This window comes from Bradyrhizobium sp. CB2312 (assembly GCF_029714425.1).
Lineage (GTDB): Bacteria > Pseudomonadota > Alphaproteobacteria > Rhizobiales > Xanthobacteraceae > Bradyrhizobium.
This window is the reverse complement of sequence record NZ_CP121668.1, coordinates 7,081,883-7,098,602: the sequence shown is the minus strand read 5'-3', so window position 1 is coordinate 7,098,602 and position 16,720 is coordinate 7,081,883. Positions and strand designations below refer to the sequence as shown.

16 protein-coding genes and 1 pseudogene are annotated in these 16,720 nt (G+C 65.7%); 6 read left to right on the top strand and 11 right to left on the bottom strand.

Annotation, left to right across the window (positions count from 1 at the left end):
• Window positions 1–4: 4 nt before the first annotated feature.
• Together QA642_RS34545 and QA642_RS34540 are read left to right on the top strand one after the other, a co-directional pair.
• Window positions 5–1,009 carry a zinc-binding alcohol dehydrogenase family protein gene (locus QA642_RS34545; protein ID WP_283080878.1) on the top strand — a complete coding sequence of 335 codons (1,005 nt, stop codon included), beginning with the start codon at window positions 5–7 and terminating at the stop codon, window positions 1,007–1,009.
• A gap of 113 nt (window positions 1,010–1,122) precedes the next feature.
• A complete protein-coding gene (locus QA642_RS34540; protein WP_283080877.1) occupies window positions 1,123–2,178 on the top strand; it encodes a YeeE/YedE family protein in 1,056 nt (351 codons plus the stop codon).
• Here QA642_RS34540 and QA642_RS34535 read toward each other — a convergent pair.
• Entirely contained in the window at window positions 2,157–2,483 is a 327-nt protein-coding gene (locus QA642_RS34535) for an EamA family transporter (RefSeq protein ID WP_283080876.1), read from the bottom strand. The two genes, QA642_RS34540 and QA642_RS34535, sit on opposite strands and share 22 nt — an antisense overlap.
• Window positions 2,455–3,066: a DMT family transporter gene (locus QA642_RS34530; protein ID WP_283080875.1), complete on the bottom strand. Its 612-nt coding sequence runs from the start codon at window positions 3,064–3,066 to the stop codon at window positions 2,455–2,457. The genes QA642_RS34535 and QA642_RS34530 overlap by 29 nt, the downstream gene beginning before the upstream one ends.
• Window positions 3,067–3,179: 113 nt before the next feature.
• Between QA642_RS34530 and QA642_RS34525 the strand changes: the two genes are divergently transcribed.
• A complete protein-coding gene (locus QA642_RS34525) occupies window positions 3,180–4,592 on the top strand; it encodes a PLP-dependent aminotransferase family protein (RefSeq protein WP_283087035.1) in 1,413 nt (470 codons plus the stop codon).
• Window positions 4,593–4,805: 213 nt separating this feature from the next.
• Here the strand turns inward: QA642_RS34525 and QA642_RS34520 are convergent, their stop codons facing one another.
• The 5 genes from QA642_RS34520 to QA642_RS34500 are packed head-to-tail and all read right to left on the bottom strand — an operon-like array spanning window position 4,806 to window position 9,583.
• Window positions 4,806–6,029, bottom strand: coding sequence for a bifunctional alpha/beta hydrolase/OsmC family protein (locus QA642_RS34520; RefSeq protein ID WP_283080874.1), 1,224 nt, complete (start codon window positions 6,027–6,029; stop codon window positions 4,806–4,808).
• A gap of 26 nt (window positions 6,030–6,055) precedes the next feature.
• Window positions 6,056–6,715, bottom strand: a complete 660-nt coding sequence (locus tag QA642_RS34515) for a sulfite oxidase-like oxidoreductase (RefSeq protein WP_283080873.1) — start codon at window positions 6,713–6,715, stop codon at window positions 6,056–6,058.
• Between the two features lie 19 nt (window positions 6,716–6,734).
• Window positions 6,735–8,057, bottom strand: a complete 1,323-nt coding sequence (locus QA642_RS34510; protein WP_283080872.1) for an MFS transporter — start codon at window positions 8,055–8,057, stop codon at window positions 6,735–6,737.
• Between the two features lie 32 nt (window positions 8,058–8,089).
• Window positions 8,090–9,313, bottom strand: a complete 1,224-nt coding sequence (locus tag QA642_RS34505; RefSeq protein ID WP_283080871.1) for a cytochrome P450 — start codon at window positions 9,311–9,313, stop codon at window positions 8,090–8,092.
• Window positions 9,314–9,373: 60 nt separating this feature from the next.
• A complete protein-coding gene (locus QA642_RS34500) occupies window positions 9,374–9,583 on the bottom strand; it encodes a ferredoxin (protein WP_027558597.1) in 210 nt (69 codons plus the stop codon).
• Between the two features lie 155 nt (window positions 9,584–9,738).
• On the opposite strand from QA642_RS34500, the gene QA642_RS34495 reads away from it, so the two are divergent.
• Window positions 9,739–10,386, top strand: a complete 648-nt coding sequence (locus QA642_RS34495; RefSeq protein WP_283080870.1) for a TetR/AcrR family transcriptional regulator — start codon at window positions 9,739–9,741, stop codon at window positions 10,384–10,386.
• Here the strand turns inward: QA642_RS34495 and QA642_RS34490 are convergent.
• The 4 genes and pseudogenes from QA642_RS34490 to QA642_RS34475 all read right to left on the bottom strand — a co-directional run bounded on the left by QA642_RS34490 (window position 10,383) and on the right by QA642_RS34475 (window position 14,328).
• Entirely contained in the window at window positions 10,383–11,021 is a 639-nt protein-coding gene (locus QA642_RS34490) for an aspartate/glutamate racemase family protein (RefSeq protein WP_283080869.1), read from the bottom strand. The genes QA642_RS34495 and QA642_RS34490 overlap by 4 nt on opposite strands.
• Before the next feature lie 59 nt (window positions 11,022–11,080).
• A pseudogene (locus tag QA642_RS34485) lies at window positions 11,081–12,090 on the bottom strand (amino acid ABC transporter substrate-binding protein).
• Window positions 12,091–12,102: 12 nt separating this feature from the next.
• Complete coding sequence (locus QA642_RS34480; protein WP_283080867.1) at window positions 12,103–13,452, bottom strand: aspartate aminotransferase family protein; 1,350 nt, start codon at window positions 13,450–13,452, stop codon at window positions 12,103–12,105.
• A gap of 3 nt (window positions 13,453–13,455) precedes the next feature.
• Window positions 13,456–14,328: a MurR/RpiR family transcriptional regulator gene (locus QA642_RS34475; RefSeq protein ID WP_283080866.1), complete on the bottom strand. Its 873-nt coding sequence runs from the start codon at window positions 14,326–14,328 to the stop codon at window positions 13,456–13,458.
• An 87-nt stretch (window positions 14,329–14,415) separates the two neighbouring features.
• Between QA642_RS34475 and QA642_RS34470 the strand changes: the two genes are divergently transcribed.
• Both QA642_RS34470 and QA642_RS34465 read left to right on the top strand, forming a co-directional pair.
• Window positions 14,416–15,603, top strand: coding sequence for an ABC transporter permease subunit (locus QA642_RS34470; RefSeq protein ID WP_283080865.1), 1,188 nt, complete (start codon window positions 14,416–14,418; stop codon window positions 15,601–15,603).
• A gap of 2 nt (window positions 15,604–15,605) precedes the next feature.
• Entirely contained in the window at window positions 15,606–16,715 is a 1,110-nt protein-coding gene (locus tag QA642_RS34465) for an amino acid ABC transporter permease (protein ID WP_283080864.1), read from the top strand.
• The last annotated feature ends 5 nt before the right edge of the window (window positions 16,716–16,720 follow it).

The window sequence follows — 16,720 nt, the reverse complement described above, 5'->3', positions numbered from 1 at the left end:
TTCCATGTCATCAGCCGATCCCAAAGCCATCGAAGCGCGCTGCGTGCGCCTCAATGCCAAGGCCGAGAATGCCGGCGCGCTTGCGCCGGTGGTCGAGCACCATACGCTGGCGCGCGGTCCCAATGATCTCCTGATCGAGGTGAAGGCTGCTGCCGTCAACCCGTCCGACGTCAAGGCTGCGACCGGGCTGATGCCCTATGCCGTGTTCCCGCGCACACCGGGCCGCGACTATGCCGGCGTGGTGATCGACGGACCGGCCGGCACGATGGGACGCGAAGTGTTCGGCTCCTCCGGCGATCTCGGCATCCGCCGCGACGGTACCCACGCAAGCCATCTCGTCGTCGAGGCCGATGCGGTCGTGGAGAAGCCCAAGACGGTGTCCTGGGAGGAGGCCGCCGGCATCGGCGTGCCCTTCGTGACCGCGATGGAGGGCTTTCGCCGCGCCGGCGTGCCGAAGAGCGGCGACACCGTGCTGGTGTTCGGCGTCAACGGCAAGGTCGGCCAGGCCGCCGTGCAGATCGCGACCTGGCAGGGCGCGCGCGTCATCGGCGTGGTGCGCAAGGCGGAAGCTTACGAAGGTCACGCCAACGCGCCCATCGAAGTGATCGACGCCTCCGCGACCGATGTCGCCACGCGCGTGCGCGAACTGACCGGCGGCAAGGGTGCGGACGTCGTCTTCAACACGGTCGGCGATCCCTACTTCCAGGCCGCACACAAGTCGCTTGCTCTTCGCGGCCGCCAAATCCTGATCGCCGCGATCGACCGCATCGTGCAGTTCAACATCCTCGAATTCTATCGCGGGCAGCACACCTATGTCGGCATCGACACGCTTGGGCTGTCCTCGGCCACGACAGGTGCGGTGCTGCGCGATCTCGGCCCGGGCTTTGCCAGCGGCCACCTCAAGCCATTCCCGATCAAGGCGAACGCGATCTATCCGCTGGAGCGCGCGAAGGAAGCATACGCTGCCGTCGCCGGCTCGTCGCGCGACAGAATAATTCTGCGGCCATGAGGCTCGTCATTGCGAGCGTAGCGAAGCAATCCAGGGTCTTTCGGCGGTGGGAGTCTGGATTGCTTCGCTACGCTCGCAATGACGGAGTACGCGGAGAGGTCTGAGAACTACAGATGGAACCCACCCAACTCGTCGTCCTCGCCGGTCTCGTCATCGGCCTCGTCTACGGCGCCGTCGGCCTCCTTAGCGGCTTCTGCCTGATGAGCAGCATGCGCGGCTGGCTGACGAAGGGAGACGGGCGGCTGGTGCGCTCTTATGCATTGGCGATCGCGGTCGCGATCGCGGCGAGCCAGCTCCTTGCCGGCAACGGCATGGTCGATCTCGGCAAGTCGATCTATCTGCAACCAACCTTTTCGGTGCCCGTGCTGTTCCTCGGCGGCCTGCTGTTCGGCTACGGCATGGTGCTGTCGAATGGCTGCGGCTCGCGCGCGCTGGTGCTGCTCGGCCGCGGCAATCTCCGCTCCTTCGTCGTCGTGATCGTGCTGGGGATCGCCGCGCAGATGACGCTGAAGGGCTTGGTCGCACCTGCGCGCATCGCGATGGTTCAGGCTTCGCAGATGACCGTCAATGCGAACTCGCTGCCGTCGCTGCTGGCGACGCTCGGTTTCACGGAGGCGGTTGCGCGCGCGCTGGCCGCTGCCGCGATCGTTCTTGCGCTGGTCCTGTTCGCCTTCGCCCATCCGCCGTTCCGCCGCTCGCCGGGCCAGATCGCGGCGGGAATCATCGTCGGTCTTCTCGTCGCTGGCGGCTGGTACGTCACCGGCTACCTCGGTGCCGACGACTTCAACCCCGTGCCGGTGACGTCGCTGACCTTCATTGCGCCGATCGCCGATAGCCTGCAATACGCGATGCTCTCGACCGGCCTGACGCTCAATTTCGGCATCGCGACGGTCGCCGGCGTCTTCACCGGTAGCTTGGTCACTGCACTCGCCACCGGCCGCTTCCATCTCGAAGGCTATTCCTCGCCGCGCCACATGCTGCGTTCAGGCGGCGGCGCTGCACTGATGGGCATCGGCGGCGTGATGGCGTTCGGTTGCTCGATCGGGCAGGGGCTTACGGGCCTATCGACGCTCGCGCTGGGCTCGTTCGTCGCCGTCGCCGGCATTCTGCTCGGCACCACGGCCGGCCTGCGCGGGAGCTTGCGCGTTCAGCCGCTCGCGGTGGCCTGACCGCGCAGCAGGCGGTCGCCGAGCGTCGCAAGAGCGATGCCAGTCACGATCAGTCCGGCGGCGATCGCAAGGCTGATGTCGATCGGCTCACCCAGCAGGATCGCGGCGGCGGCGATGCCGACGAGCGGCGTCCCAGTGGTGCCGAGCGAGGTCGTCAACGCCGAGATGCTCTTGTTGACCATCGACATCGCCCAATAGGCCAGCGCTGTCCCGATCAGACCGGAATACAGAAATAGCAGCACGAGCTTCCACGACCATTCCGCGTGCGGCAGCCCATCAGCGACCGTCGCGCTGACTGTCAGCACGCGCGACGAGCACCTGCCAGATCAGAAGCTGCAGCGGTGAGGCGATCCAGCGATGCGCGCGGATATAGATGATGTTCGCCGCCCAGGAGATCGCGGCCAGGATGACCATGCCGGCACCAATGAGGACGTTGATGTTGGTCCAGTCGATCGATGTCGGGTTCAGGATCACGGCGAGGCCGATCAATCCAAGCAGCGCGCCGGCGAGCTTTGGCGCAGTCAAGGTATCCTTCCCCAGCAACGGCGCGGCGATCGCGACCCAGAGCGGGGTGGTGTAGCCGAGCACGATGGCCTTGCCCGCGGGCAGGAAGCGCACACCGGCCGCAACCAGGACCGAGAATATCGTCATGTGCAGCAGCGCCACGCTCAGCACCACCGGCATGTCGCGCCGCTCCGGGATCACCAGATTGTTGCTCAGTCCGAGGATCACGAACAATCCGGCCAGCGCGATCCAGCTCCGGATCGCTGACGTCCACAGCGGCGGAAAGAACTGGACCAGCTGCTTCGTCACCGACCAGTTCACGCCCCAGGCCACGACGACGATCAGGAACAGGCCGATGGCCGCACGGGGTGACAGGGAGTTCATCGCGGAGGTCCTTGAAGCAGTCCAGTGCGCCGGATAGCATCGTCGCTGGCACCAGAAAAAGTGCCAGATCGGAGAATAATAAGGTGCCAGTTTCAGACGGTGTGATCTCCGCCATGATCGCCCTGAACCGGGCCGACGAGCAGGGGCTGATGGCGCAGCTCACCAGCCAGCTCCGCCGCCTGATCGCGAGCGGCCGTCTCGGCAAAGGCCGTGTGCTGCCGTCGAGCCGCCGCCTCGCCAGCGATCTCGGCGTCTCGCGCAACACCGTCACCTATGCGTTCGAGCAACTCGCCGCCGAGGGATATCTCGAGGCATCGCACGGACGCCGTCCGGTCGTCACGGTCGATGGCGGCGAGCCCGGCAAAGCGGCGAGCGCCGCAGGTGCGCGTATCGGCAAGCCGCGGCTCTCGCCATGGGCGGCAAAACTCAAGCAGACCGACTGGCCGATGTCCTATCAGGCGCTGCTAAAACCGTTGCGTCCGGGACACGGCGATTTCCGGGAGTTTCCGAACGAGGTCTGGGCGCGCTGCCTGCGCCGCAGTGCCGGGCGTGCGGCGAGGCGTGAGCTTGGACCGATCAACCGGCCGCGCCTGCGCGAATCGCTCGCGCATTATCTCGCGACCAGCAGGGGCGTTCGCGCCAGGGCGGACCAGATCCTGATCCTGCCGAGCGCGCAGGCCGCGCTGACCTTGATCGCGGCCGCGCTGATCTCGCCCGGTGACGAGGTCTGGGTCGAGGATCCCGGCTATCCCGGCGCGGCGGCCGCCTTCCGTGCATCCGGCGCGCGCGTGACCGGCATCAGGCTGGACGAGCAGGGCATGCAGCGGATACCGGGACTGTCGGCGCCAAAGCTCGTCTTCATGACGCCGTCGCATCAGCATCCGACCGGACGGCTGATGTCGCTGGCGCGCCGCACCGAATTTCTTGGGCTGAGCAAGGCCGGCAAGACCTGGATCGTCGAGGACGATTACGACGGCGAATTCCACTACGACAGCCGCCCCGTGCCGGCCCTGCAAGGGCTCGATGCCCATGGCCGTGTCTTCTATGTCGGCACCTTCGCCAAGGCGATGACGGCGGATATCCGGCTCGGCTATCTCGTCGCGCCGCCGGCGCTGGTCAGCACCCTCGAGATCGCGCAGCGGCACATCGGGCTGATCGCCGCCAGCCACATCCAGGAAGCATTGGCGGAGTTCATTGCCGACGGCCACTTCCTCGCGCATCTGCGCCGGCTGCGCCGGTTGTATCATGCGCGCCGCGATCATCTCGTCGCGGGACTGGAGCGCCAACTCGGCGAGGTGCTTGCGGTCGAGGTGCCCTCCGGCGGCATCCAGCTCGTCGCGCGCCTCAAGCGCGGCCGGGCCGATCAGGCGGCCGTGAAGAGGCTCGTCGCCGCGGGTGTCGAGACGCGCGCCTTATCGAGTCTTGCGCTTGGCCGGCCGCGCGATCACGGCCTGCTGCTCGGCTTTGCGGCGTGGCGCGAGAGCGAGATCAGCGCGGCGCTGCGGACGATGGCGTCGTGCTTCTAGAGCATGGAGATAGGCTTGATGCGGCAACGGAGGAGGTGCGCTCCCTCTCCCGCTTGCGGGAGAGGGTTGGGGAGAGGGTGTCTCCACCACGAAGAACCCCCAAGAGGAGAAAGCCCTCACCCGGCGCTTCGCGCCGACCTCTCCCGCAAGCGGGAGAGGTTCGAACAAGCCCGCGGGCGGTCGATTCAAATTAAGGCCATTTCGCTTTAGGCGCTAATCCACGGCCTTGGTCACGATGCGGATCTCGGACGTCAGCGTCCGGTGCACCGGGCACTTGTCGGCGATCTCCATCAGTTTCTTGCGCTGCTCGGCGTCGAGTGCGCCGTCCATCGCGATATCGCGCTCGATCTGGTCGAGCATGCCGTCCCGCATCTCGCACTCCGCGCAGTCCTTGGCGTAGATTTTTGAATGTTTCAGCGTCACCGTGACGCGATCGAGCGGCAGCGACTTGCGGTCGGCATAGAGGCGCATGGTCATGGAGGTGCAGGCGCCGAGACCGGCGAGCAGGAAGTCGTAAGGTCCCGGACCGGCATCCTCGCCGCCGGCAGCCTTCGGTTCGTCCGCGACCAGATGATGCGGGCCCACGGTGATGATCTGGTTGAACTTGCTCTTGCGGGTCTCCTGAACCACCACCTTGCGAGGCTCTTCGGCGAGGTCCATTGTCGGCGCGGGCTTTGCCGTATCGATGTAGCGGCTCGCCCAGGCCGTGATCACATCGGCTGCGTAGAGCGCGTCGGCCGGCTTGGTCAGCAGATGATCGGCGTGATCCAGCGAGACGAAGCTCTTGGGGTGCTTTGCCGCAAGGAAAATCTTTGTGGCGTTGTCGATGCCGACGGTGTCGTCGACAGGCGAATGCATCACCAGCAGCGCCTTGTGTAGGCCGGTGACGTCCTTCATCAGCTCGTGCTCGACGATGTCGTCGAGGAATTCGCGCTTGATCCGGAACGGTCGCCCTGCGAGCGAGACCTCGACCTCGCCCTGCGCGCGGATGTTGTCGAGATGCTCCTTGAAGAGACCCGTGACATGAGCCGGATCGGACGGCGCCGCGATGGTCGCGACCGCCCTGGCTTCGGGGATCTTCCCGGCTGCCGCGAGGATCGCGGCGCCGCCGAGGCTGTGGCCGATCAGGATCGACGGCGCCTTGCGGACGCTGCGCAAATGATCGGCGGCGCGCACGAGATCGGCGACGTTGGAGGAGAACGTCGAATTGGCAAAATCGCCTTCGCTGGAGCCGAGCCCGGTGAAGTCGAAGCGCAGCACGGCGATGCCCCTGGCGGCGAGCGCGACCGAGATGCGCTTGGCCGCCAGCGTGTCCTTGCCGCAGGTGAAACAGTGCGCGAACAGCGCGTAAGCCGCGGGCTCGCCGTCCGGCAATTCCAGCGCGGCCGCGAGCTGATGGCCATCTTCGCCGGTGAATTGAAAGCGCTCCGTTGCCATGGTTCTTCCCCGCTCTTGTTCGAAGTCTAATCGCCCGAATAGCGCTGCTCGGCCCAGGGATCGCCGCGGTTATGATAGCCGCGGACTTCCCAGAAACCCGGCGCGTCCTCGGTCAGGAATTCGATGGCCTGAAGCCATTTGGCGCTCTTCCAGAAATACAGATGCGGCACCACGAGCCGTACCGGGCCGCCATGCTCGTCGGATAGCGGCTGGCCGGACCAGCTATGGGCAAGTAGGGCGTCCTCGGCGGCAAAATCTTGCAGCGCAAGATTGGTGGTGTAGCCGTCATAGGAATGCAGCACGACGAAGCGTGCATCCTCGCGCGGCCGGCAGGCTTCGAGCAGCTCGCGCGTCGCGAGCCCTTCCCAATGGTTGTCGTAGCGTGACCAGGTGGTCACGCAGTGGATGTCGGAGGTGAATTGCGCCTGCTTCTGAGCAGCGAATTCGGCGAAGCTCCAGAACACGGGATTGTCGACCGCGCCGTAGACGTCGAGCCGCCAGCGCTCGCGCGACACCGGCGGCACGACGCCGAGATCGAGCACCGGCCAGTCGTTTGTCAGATGCTGGCCCGGCGGCAGACGCTGGTCCTCCGGACGCGTGACCTTGCCGGTGAGGAAGCGGCCCTCGCGCGCCCATTTCTCCTTGGTGCGCGTCAGCTTGCTGTCGGATGGCGTCTCGTCAGCCATAGGCTACTCGTGAAATGGGCTACTCGTGGCGATGCATCGCGGAGGCGTGCTTGGTGTCGCGCATGGTGGAATAGATGATCAGCGACAGGCAGATAATGCCCGCGAGATAGTAATAGAACCAGTCCTCGTGCCCGATGCTCTTGAAATAGAGCGCGATCGCCGGCGCGGTGCCGCCGAAAATGGAGACCGTGATCGCATAGGGCAGGCCGACGCCGAGCGCCCGGACATTGGTCGGGAACAGCTCGGCCTTCACCACCGCGTTGATCGAGGTGTAGCCGGCGACGAACAGCCAGGCGCAGCAGATCAGGATGAAGGCCATGAACGGCGACTTGGTCTCCTTCAACGTCATCAGCAGCGGCACGGTCGCGAGCGTGCCGGCGACACCGAAGAAGATCAAAAGCGGCTTGCGGCCGATCTTGTCGGAGATCGCGCCGTAGATCGGCTGCAGGATGGTGGCGAAGATCAGCGTGCCGAAGATCACGAAAGTCGTCTGGTCCTCGGTCAATCCGACCGAGAGCTTGACGAAGGTCTGCATGTAGGTGGTGAAAGTGTAGAACGCCGCGGTGCCGCCGGCGGTGAGGCCGACCACCAGCAGCAGCTCGCGCGGATAGCGCAGCAGATTAGCGAGCGAGCCGGTCGGCTTCACGACCTTCTTGGCTTCCTCGAAGGCCTCGGTCTCGTGCAGATTGCGCCGCATCACTGCGGCAAAAATCGCGAGCGCCGCACCGATCGCGAACGGGATGCGCCAGCCCCAGGCCTTCAGTTCCTCCGGCGTGAGGAAGACCTTTTGCAGGAGCAGGAGCACGATGATCGCGGTGAGTTGGCCGCCGATCAGCGTGACGTACTGGAAGCTCGAATAGAAGCCGCGATGCCTGGGGTCGGCAACTTCGCTGAGGTAAGTGGCGCTGGCGCCGTATTCGCCGCCGAGGCTGAGGCCCTCGATGATGCGGGCGAGCGCCAGGATCACCGGCGCTGCGAATCCGATCGTCGCATAGGTCGGCGTCAGCGCGATGATCAGCGAGCCGAAGCACATGAAGACGACCGACAGGGTCAGCGAGATGCGCCGGCCGAAATGGTCGGCGAGGTAGCCGAAGAACCAGCCGCCCAGCGGGCGCATCAGGAAGGTCGCCGCGAACACCACGGCGACATTCAATTGCTGTACGACGGGGTCATTGCCGGGGAAGAACGCCGGGGCGAAATAGAGCGCAAACGCGGTGTAGGCGTAGAAGTCGTACCACTCGACGAGATTGCCGATCGAGCCGATGAAGATCGCCTTGATCCGGCGTTCGGCGTCGGCGAGGTCAATGTGGTCGGAGGCCGGTTGGATTGCTTGCTCAGTCACGTCCGGCCTCTCCGTATCTCTGTCGGAAAGGTCTACATCGCCTTTCCCAGCAAAAATGGCAACTGGCGGGGGCCTCTCACCGTGCCCTGGGACCAGGTCACGGTGCCTGCCGGATCCAGGGCGAAGTCCGGAATCCGCTTCAGCCATTCCTCCAGCGCCACCTGCATCTCCATGCGCGCAAGATTGGAACCGACGCAGCGGTGGATGCCGAGGCCGAAAGCGGCGTGGCGGTTCTCGCGGCGGTCGATCACGACTTTGTCAGCGTCCGGAAACATTTTTGGGTCCCGGTTGGCGGCCGGGAAGGACAGCAGCACCATGTTGCCCGTCTTGACCGGGCAGCCCGAGATCGTGGTCTCCTTGACCACCTCGCGGGCCATCGTGACGGGCGAATAGGCGCGCAACAATTCCTCCACCGCGGTCGGGATCAGCCCGGGCTCGGCGATCAGCCGCTCGCGGTCAACAGGCGTTTTGGCCAGATGCCAGAGCGAGGAGCCGATCGCGCTCCAGGTGGTGTCGATGCCGGCGATCAGGAGCAGCCGCAGCGAGCCCAGCACGTGGGAATCCTCGAGCGGATTGCCCTCCTTGTCCTTCGCATTCATCAAATAGGAGATCAGGTCGTTGGTCGGCTTGTTCTTGCGCTCCTCGATGTGTCCGCTGAAATAGGCGCTCATCTCCTGCACCGCCTGGAGCAGCACGTTCTCGTCCTTGATGCCGAGCTCGAGGATCATGTGGATCCAGTTGATGAAGAGGTCGCTGTCGGTCTCGGGAATGCCGAGCATGTGCGCGATTGCGCGCACCGGGATGTGCTTGGTGTAGCGGTCCGCCGCATCGATCCGGCCCTCGGCGATGAATCCGTCGATCAGCTCGTTGCAGATGGCGCGCACCCGCGGCTCGAGCTTTTTCATCGCGTCCGGTGTGAAAGGCGGCAGCAGCAGCTGCTTGGCCGGCTTGTGCACGGGCGGATCGGACGTGATCGGCGGGGCCGCGTTCCTGCTGGTGATTTCCGGCCGTACGTCACGGACGATGATGCGGCGGGAGGAGAAATGCTCGGTGTCATTGGCGATCGCGCGCACAGCTTCGTAGGTCGTCGGCATGTAGCAGCCGAGGAACCGCTCGGTATGTACGACGGGACTGGCGGCGCGCAGTTCTTCCCAGATCGGGAAGGGGTCGTCAGTCCATTGCGGGTCGGTGTGGTCGAAATCATGGACCCAGTCGGTCACGGGCGGATGGGCGGCGGGCTGGCTGACGTCGGACATCTCGAAAATCCCTTGTAGCTCGCGTTCGTTGGCAACTCGCGGGGCGCGGGGAGCTCCCCGCTACTCTTCGATCACATCGATTGCGATTTCCGGGCAGTTGGATTTGGCAAGCCAGGCCTTGTCTTCGAGGCCCGGTGGAACGACGCCATCGCCAGCCTCATGGGCGTTGCCGTATTCGTCGAGCTCGAACAGCTCCGGCGCGAGCGCCTTGCACCGTGCGTGGCCCTGGCACTTGTCGGGATCGACGTGAACCCTCAGTCGCTCTGTCATGGCGGCTTCCTCGGTCGTATGCGCGGGGCCGGAAGGGCGGCGCGTTCCTCGTGTCTATCTTGTCCGCGACATTTGCGGCTTATTCTAAGTTATATGCTATTACATTCGCGACAGGCTTCCCCTGTCAAGCGCAAACTTATAGGCTTGACCGCAACATGCGCTCACAACTCGCTCGCAAGCCCGAGAAGACCTACCATCACGGCGATCTCCGCGACGCTCTGATCAAGGCCGCGTTGCGCGAGGCGGAGCAGGGCGGGGTGGAAGCAATCAGCATCAAGGCGCTGGCAAAGCAGCTCGGCGTCTCGCAGCCGGCGCCATACCGGCACTTTGCCGATCGCGAGGCGCTGCTTGCGGCGGCGACGGCCGAAGCGTTCCGGCAGCTCAGCGCGATCCTGCGCGAGGCGATGGCGAAACCGTCGAAGCAATCGAAGCTGTCGCGCCTGGCGCAGGCGACGCTCGATTTCGGCCTGCGCCGCAACGGCATCTACCGGTTGATGTTCGCATCCCGCATCGTGTCATGCGCGGCCAAGGACAGCGAGCTGCACGCGGCGACGCGCGAGACGTTCGGGCTCGTGATCGAAGCGCTGGAATCGCCCGCCGTTGGCTATTTGCGCGAGCGGCAGGCCCTGAAGATCTGGGCCGCGCTGCACGGCGTGGTGATGCTGGCCGAGCAGGGCCTGTTCACCGGCGAGTCGGCGCACGCCACGCGTGAGGAGCTGGTCGAGGATTTTGTCAACGAGACGAAGGCGGCGCTCGCGGTCGCGATCAAGGACGCGCGGCGCCAGAAGAAGGCCGGCGCTTAGGCTTTCGCCTTCAGCAGCCTCATGAGCTTCTCGACTGCGCTGTCAGGCGTTGTCACCACGGGACGGCCGGTGGCCTCCGCGACCAGCGGGGCCGTCGACGCGATACTGAACTGCGCCAGCGCAATGACGTCGCAATCGCGCAGGTCTTTTGATGCTTCGACAATCAGCCGGTCGTGCGTGGCGCGGTCCCCGCGGTCGAGCGCCGCCAGCGCGCCCTCGGCGAGCTTCGGCACGATCTGGACGGCGGCGGGAAACTCCGGCGGCATCGACACCAGCGTCGGCGGAAAGGTCGAGAGCAGGCCGATCCGCTTGCCCATCGTCACGGCCCGCTCGATCATCGCTTCGTTGGGCTTGAGCACCGGCATCGGCGCATGCGCCCGCGCCACCGCTTCGATGCAGGGACCAAAGGCTGAGCAGGTGAACAGGATCGCATTGGCTCCGGTCGCCGCTGCATAGTCGCCGAGCGCGAGGAAACGCCCGGTCATAGCATCGTTGAGTGCGCCGTCGCGGGCCAGATCCGCCGACAGGCTGTCGTCGAGCAGATTCATCAGCCGCGCCTCCGGCCACGCCTGCGCGAATGCCGCCTCGATCGGGGCGATGGAGTGCTTGAGGGCGTGGATCAGGGCGATACGCATCGTATGTCTCGTCTCCCTCTCCCCGTTCTTACGGGGAGAGGGGTGGGGTGAGAGCTTCCTTACTTGAACGGCACGGCGTACATCAAGCCGCCCTTGCTCCAGAGGCCGTTGAGGCCGCGCTCGAGCTTGAGCGGGCTCGCCTTGCCGACATTGCGCTCGTAGATCTCGCCGTAATTGCCGGTGGCCTTGATCGCGATGACCAGCCATTTGTTGTCCAGCCCGAGCCGCGAGCCGAGATCGCCGGTGGCGCCCAGCAGGCGCTGGATCGCGGGGGTCTGCGACTTCGTCATCTCCTCGACATTGGCTTGCGTGACGCCGAGCTCTTCAGCCTCGATCAGGCCGTAATGCAGCCAGGTGATGATGTCGCTCCAGACTTCGTCGCCGTTGCGGGTGAAGGGGCCGAGCGGCTCCTTGCTGATGGTCTGCGGCAGCACGACGTAATCGGCCGGGTTCGGCGCCGCGGTCGTGACGGCGCCGGCAAGCGCCGAGGCATCCTGGGTCATGGCATCGCAGCGGCCGCCGAAGAAGGTCTGGTACATGGTGTCGACGCGGTCGAACACCAGCGGCTTCCAGTCGATGCCGTTGGCGCGGCCGTAATCGCCGAGCGTGACCTCATGAGTGGTGCCCTGCGCGACGCAGACGGTGGCGCCCTTGAGATCCTTCAGCTCCTTCACGCCGAGGTCCTTCTTCACGACAAAGCCCTGGCCGTCGTAGAAGTTGATCGGACCCTGACGCAGGCCCAGCGTGACGCCGCGCAAATAGGTCTGGGTCGAGTTGCGATAGAGCACGTCGATCTCGCCCGATTGCAGCGCAGTGAAGCGGTTCTGCGCGGTCAGCGAGACGTAGCGCACCTTGCTGGCATCTCCGAGCACGCCGGCTGCGAGCGCGCGGCAATAGTCGACGTCGAGACCTTTGTAATTGCCTTGCGAGTCCGGTGCCGAGAAACCGGCAAAGCCGGCGCTGACGCCGCACACCAGCGTGCCGCGGCTCTTCACCGTGTCCAGCGTCGCCGCCGATGCGACAACCGTGATGCCGCGAGCACGCCCGCTGCGATAACCACTTTCCTCATTCTACTCTCCCCTCAGTGATTGACACTACGCAACACGTTGTCGACGGCCGTGCCGAGCTTGTCGACGATCTGATCGATCTCGTCTGCCGAAGCGATATAGGGCGGCGCCAACAGCACATGGTCGCCGCGGACGCCGTCCACGGTACCGCCGCCGGGATAGCAGCCGAGCCCGCCGGCAAAGGCCTCCGCCTTGATCTTCTGGTGCAGCTTGAGCGCCGGGTCGAACGAGGTGCGGCTGGCGCGATCGGCGACGAGCTCGATCGCCCAGAACAGGCCGCGCCCCCTGATGTCGCCGACATGGCGGTGATTGCCGAAGCGCTCGGTCAGCCTCTGCTCGAGCTGCTTGCCGCGCTCCTTCACGCGGTCGAGCAGGCGGTCCTCGCGTATCACATCCTGCACTGCGAGCGCGGCTGCGCAGGCGAGGGGATGGGCGAGATAAGTGTGGCCGTGCTGGAACGCGCCGGAGCCTGACCGGATGGTGTCGATGATCTCTCTGCTCGCGAGCATCGCGCCGATCGGCTGGTAGCCGCCGCCGAGACCCTTTGCGATCGTCTGAATGTCAGGCGCGATGCCTTCCTGCTCCCAGGCATGCATCGTGCCGGTACGGCCCATGCCGCTCATGACCTCGTCGAGAATGAGCAGCGCGCCATGGCGGTCGCAGATCTCGCGCATCGCCTTGAAATAGCCGTCCGGTGCCGTCACGGCGCCGGCGGTAGCGCCAACGACGGGCTCGGCCAGGAACGCTGCGACCGTGTCGGGACCAAGCCGCTGGAACTCGGCCTCGAGCTCCGCGGCGAGGCGCGCGACGAACTGCGCATCGGTCTCGCCGTCGTGCTTCTCGTGATACGCGAAGGCCGGCGTCACATGGCTGAACGCGGCCGAGAGCAGCGGCGCATAGGGCGCGCGGCGCCAGGCATTGCCGCCGGCGGCGAGCGCGCCGAGCGTGTTGCCGTGATAGCTCTGCCGCCGCGCAATGAAATGCTGCCGCTGCGGCTCGCCGCGTTCGATGAAATATTGCCGCGCCAGCTTGATGCTGGCCTCGATCGCCTCCGACCCGCCGCTGACGAAATAGGCGTAACCGAGGCCGCCGGGCTCGTGGCCGACCAGCCTTTCGGCGAGCGCCTCGGCCGGCTCGGACGAGAAAAAGGCGGTATGGGCATAGGCCAGCGTCGAGGCCTGCTTGGCAATCGCCGCGATCACGCGCGGATGCTGGTGCCCGAGGCAGGAGACCGCGGCGCCGCCGGACGCATCGATCACCCGGCGTCCGTCCTCGGCGAAGAGATAGACGCCCTCGCCGCCGATCGCCTTGGGCGGCGTTTCGCGGAGCGAGCGGTGCAGCACGCGGCTGGTGCGGGTGCTCATGGGTCAACCTTTCTCTGAGACGTAGGTAGAGGCCGCGGCGAGCCGCGCTTCGGTATGCTCCAGGCGCTTCTTCGCGGCGGTGCCGCCGAGCGAGAACGTCACCGCAGCGAGCGACTGCGCGATCGCGATGGCGCCGGTAAGGCTGGGGAAGAAGCCGGGAGACGAGGCCGCCTCGAACAGCAGCACCTGGTCGGCGCCCTCGGCCATCGGTGCCGAGAGGCTGTCCGCGATCGCGATCAACGTTGCGCCAGCGCGATGAGCGGCTTGCGCGACCCGCACGCTCGCGTTCGTGTAGGGCAGGAAGCCGACGACGATGACGGCTTCGCCAGGACGGAAGGCGCCGAGATCGAGATCGTCGGGGCCGGATGCGCCGACGAGCTGCACCTGTTCCGGGCGGAACAGCCGCAGCTCGTAGTTCAACAGCTCCGCGACGCTGCGGCAGCTGCGGTAGCCGGCGATCCAGATTCGCTTGGCCTCGTGCAGCGCACGGGCCGCTTCCGCGATGGGTTGTGCCGGAATACGTGGCAGGCCGGCGCCTTCGGCCGCGAGCTTGTCGATGACGAGCGCGACATCGGCGTTGGGGCCATGACGCCGGCCCTTCGCCCTGGCGGAGAAAGGCGAGGTCTGCGACGGCCGCCGCGCTTCGGTCAGCGCCGCGCGCAGCTCGTCCCAGCCGGAATAGCCGATCGCCTTGGCAAGCCGTGTGAACGCGGCGGGATCGGCGCCGGCTTCCGCGGCGAGGTCGCGCATCGAGCGGGTGGTGGCGTCGTAATCATTGGCGGCGACGAAGCGGCCGACCTCCTGCAGGCGCAGGGGAAGCGATGGCAATGCGATGCGCAGTTCGCTCAAAGGCGAGGATTTCGCGGGCTCGGCCATGAAACATTTGTTGCATGAATCTGGAATTGGTGCAACAGTTGACGTGCGCCGCCGGAAATCGTTGCTTTTGAGAAGGATTTTTGTGCTGTGACATCCGACACGCCAAGACCGCCGCCGCGTCGCCGCTTGTTCGGCGCATGGGGCCCCCGCGAGCTGAAGGGCCTGTTCTGGCAGGTGCTGGTGGTCGGGATCGCGGTTGCGATCATCGCCTTCCTCTGGTCCAACACCGTCACCAATCTCACCGCCCGCCGCATCACGACCGGCTTTGCCTTCCTCGGCCGCGAGGCCGGCATGCCCATCGCGGACAGCCTGCTCGCCTATAGCCCGAGGGATACGTATCTCTGGGCGTTCGTCGTCGGCGTCGCCAACACCTTGCGCGTCGCGGTGATCGGCATCGTGCTCGCCACCGTCCTGGGCACGCTGATCGGCATCTCCAGGCTGTCCGCCAACTGGCTGCTGTCGCGGCTCGCCGCCGTCTATGTCGAGACGCTCCGCGACATCCCGCTGCTGCTCCAGCTTCTGTTCTGGTACGTGCTCATGCAGGCGCTGCCGGCCGCTCGCGCGGCGTGGCGGCCGGTCGAGGGCGTGTTCCTGTCCAATCGCGGCCTGATCCTGCCGGCGGTCCCGATTGGCCTGCCGCAGCTGTGGGTGCTCGGCACGGCCGTGCTCGGGCTCGCCGTATACTATCTCATCCGGCGACGGTTGATCGCGGAGCAGATGCGCGACGGCAAACCGCGGCCGGCCTGGCCCTTTGCGCTTGGTCTCATTGTCGTGCTTCCGGCGGCAGTCTCGCTTTTGCTCGGCGTATCCTGGACAATCGAGTGGCCGCAGCTGCGCGGCTTCAACTTCGTCGGCGGGCTCACGCTCGCGCCGGAATATTTCGCGCTGCTGATCGCGCTCGTCACCTACACCTCGGCCTTCATCGCCGAGATCGTGCGCAGCGGCATTCAGTCGGTGCCGCGCGGCCAGTGGGATGCCGCCAATGCGCTTGGCCTCCGCCGCAGCTTCATGCTGCGGCAGATCATCCTGCCGCAGGCACTGCGCGTCATCGTGCCACCGATGACGAGCCAATATCTCAATCTCACCAAGAACTCCTCGCTCGCGGTCGCGATCGGTTACCAGGACGTTGTCTCGGTCGCCAACACCACGCTGAACCAGACCGGGCAGGCGATCGAGGCGATCGCGCTGATCATGGCGGTGTTCCTGACCATCAGCCTGTCCATCAGCTTCTTCATGAACTGGTACAATGCGCGCATCGCGCTGGTGGAGCGCTGAGCATGACCGCGATCACCGACATCCCCGATGCACCGCGTGCCGCGCGCCGCCCGCAGGCAGGCAATCCGGTGCTGCGCTGGCTGCGCACGAACCTGTTCTCGTCGATCCCGAACGGCATCCTCACGGTCGTGCTGCTGGCGCTGCTCGCCAAGGGCATCTTCAGCTTCGTGCAATGGGGCATCGCAAATGCGGTCTGGGTGACGCCCGCGAACGACTCCAGCGCCTGTCGTGCCGCGCGTGGCATCGGTGCCTGCTGGGCGATCATCCCCGAAAAATACCGCTTCATCCTGTTCGGCACCTATCCGTTCGACGAGCAGTGGCGGCCGGCGCTGTCGGTCGTGCTGTTCATCGCGCTGTATTATGTCTCGACCCGTCGCGCCCTGTGGCGGCGCGAGCTGGTCTATCTCTGGATCGGCGCACTGGCGCTGATCAGCGTGCTGATGTGGGGCGGCGTGTTCGGGCTCTCCTTCGTCTCGCAGGATCGCTGGGGCGGCCTGCCGGTGACGCTAATCCTGGCGACGTTCGGGTTGGCGTTCGGCTTCCCGCTCGGCATCCTGATCGCGCTAGGCCGGCGCTCAAGACTGCCGGCGATCCGCTCGCTCAGCGTGCTCTATGTCGAGCTGATCCGCGGCGTGCCGCTGGTGAGCCTGCTGTTCATGGCGAGCGTGATGTTTCCGCTGTTCATGCCCGCCGGCTTCAACATCGACAAGCTCTTGCGCGCGCAGATCGCGATCATCCTGTTTGCCGGGGCCTATCTTGCCGAGGTCATCCGCGGTGGCCTCCAGGCCGTGCCGCGTGGGCAGTATGAAGCGGCGGATGCGCTGGGACTGTCCTATTGGCGCAAGCACCGGCTGATCATCCTGCCGCAGGCGATCCGCCACGTCATTCCGCCGCTGGTCAACACCTTCATTGCCTTCTTCAAGGACACCAGCCTCGTCCTGATCATCGGCATCTTCGATCTGCTGACGACAGCGAAAACCGCGATCATCGATCCGGCCTGGCAGCAGTTTTCGGTCGAGGTCTATATCTTCGTCGCCGCGATCTATTTCGTGTTTTGCTTTGCGATGTCGCGCTACAGCCGGAGCCTGGAGGCTCACACCGCCGCGAGGTAAATCCG

Bases quoted from the DNA above. Each gene is read 5' to 3' on its own strand.
- QA642_RS34545 (WP_283080878.1), top strand. From the start codon at position 5: ATGTCATCAGCCGATCCCAAAGCCATCGAAGCGCGCTGCGTGCGCCTC.
- QA642_RS34540 (WP_283080877.1), top strand. From the start codon at position 1,123: ATGGAACCCACCCAACTCGTCGTCCTCGCCGGTCTCGTCATCGGCCTC.
- QA642_RS34530 (WP_283080875.1), bottom strand. From the start codon at position 3,066: ATGAACTCCCTGTCACCCCGTGCGGCCATCGGCCTGTTCCTGATCGTC.
- QA642_RS34525 (WP_283087035.1), top strand. From the start codon at position 3,180: ATGATCGCCCTGAACCGGGCCGACGAGCAGGGGCTGATGGCGCAGCTC.
- QA642_RS34520 (WP_283080874.1), bottom strand. From the start codon at position 6,029: ATGGCAACGGAGCGCTTTCAATTCACCGGCGAAGATGGCCATCAGCTC.
- QA642_RS34515 (WP_283080873.1), bottom strand. From the start codon at position 6,715: ATGGCTGACGAGACGCCATCCGACAGCAAGCTGACGCGCACCAAGGAG.
- QA642_RS34505 (WP_283080871.1), bottom strand. From the start codon at position 9,313: ATGTCCGACGTCAGCCAGCCCGCCGCCCATCCGCCCGTGACCGACTGG.
- QA642_RS34500 (WP_027558597.1), bottom strand. From the start codon at position 9,583: ATGACAGAGCGACTGAGGGTTCACGTCGATCCCGACAAGTGCCAGGGC.
- QA642_RS34495 (WP_283080870.1), top strand. From the start codon at position 9,739: ATGCGCTCACAACTCGCTCGCAAGCCCGAGAAGACCTACCATCACGGC.
- QA642_RS34490 (WP_283080869.1), bottom strand. From the start codon at position 11,021: ATGCGTATCGCCCTGATCCACGCCCTCAAGCACTCCATCGCCCCGATC.
- QA642_RS34480 (WP_283080867.1), bottom strand. From the start codon at position 13,452: ATGAGCACCCGCACCAGCCGCGTGCTGCACCGCTCGCTCCGCGAAACG.
- QA642_RS34475 (WP_283080866.1), bottom strand. From the start codon at position 14,328: ATGGCCGAGCCCGCGAAATCCTCGCCTTTGAGCGAACTGCGCATCGCA.
- QA642_RS34465 (WP_283080864.1), top strand. From the start codon at position 15,606: ATGACCGCGATCACCGACATCCCCGATGCACCGCGTGCCGCGCGCCGC.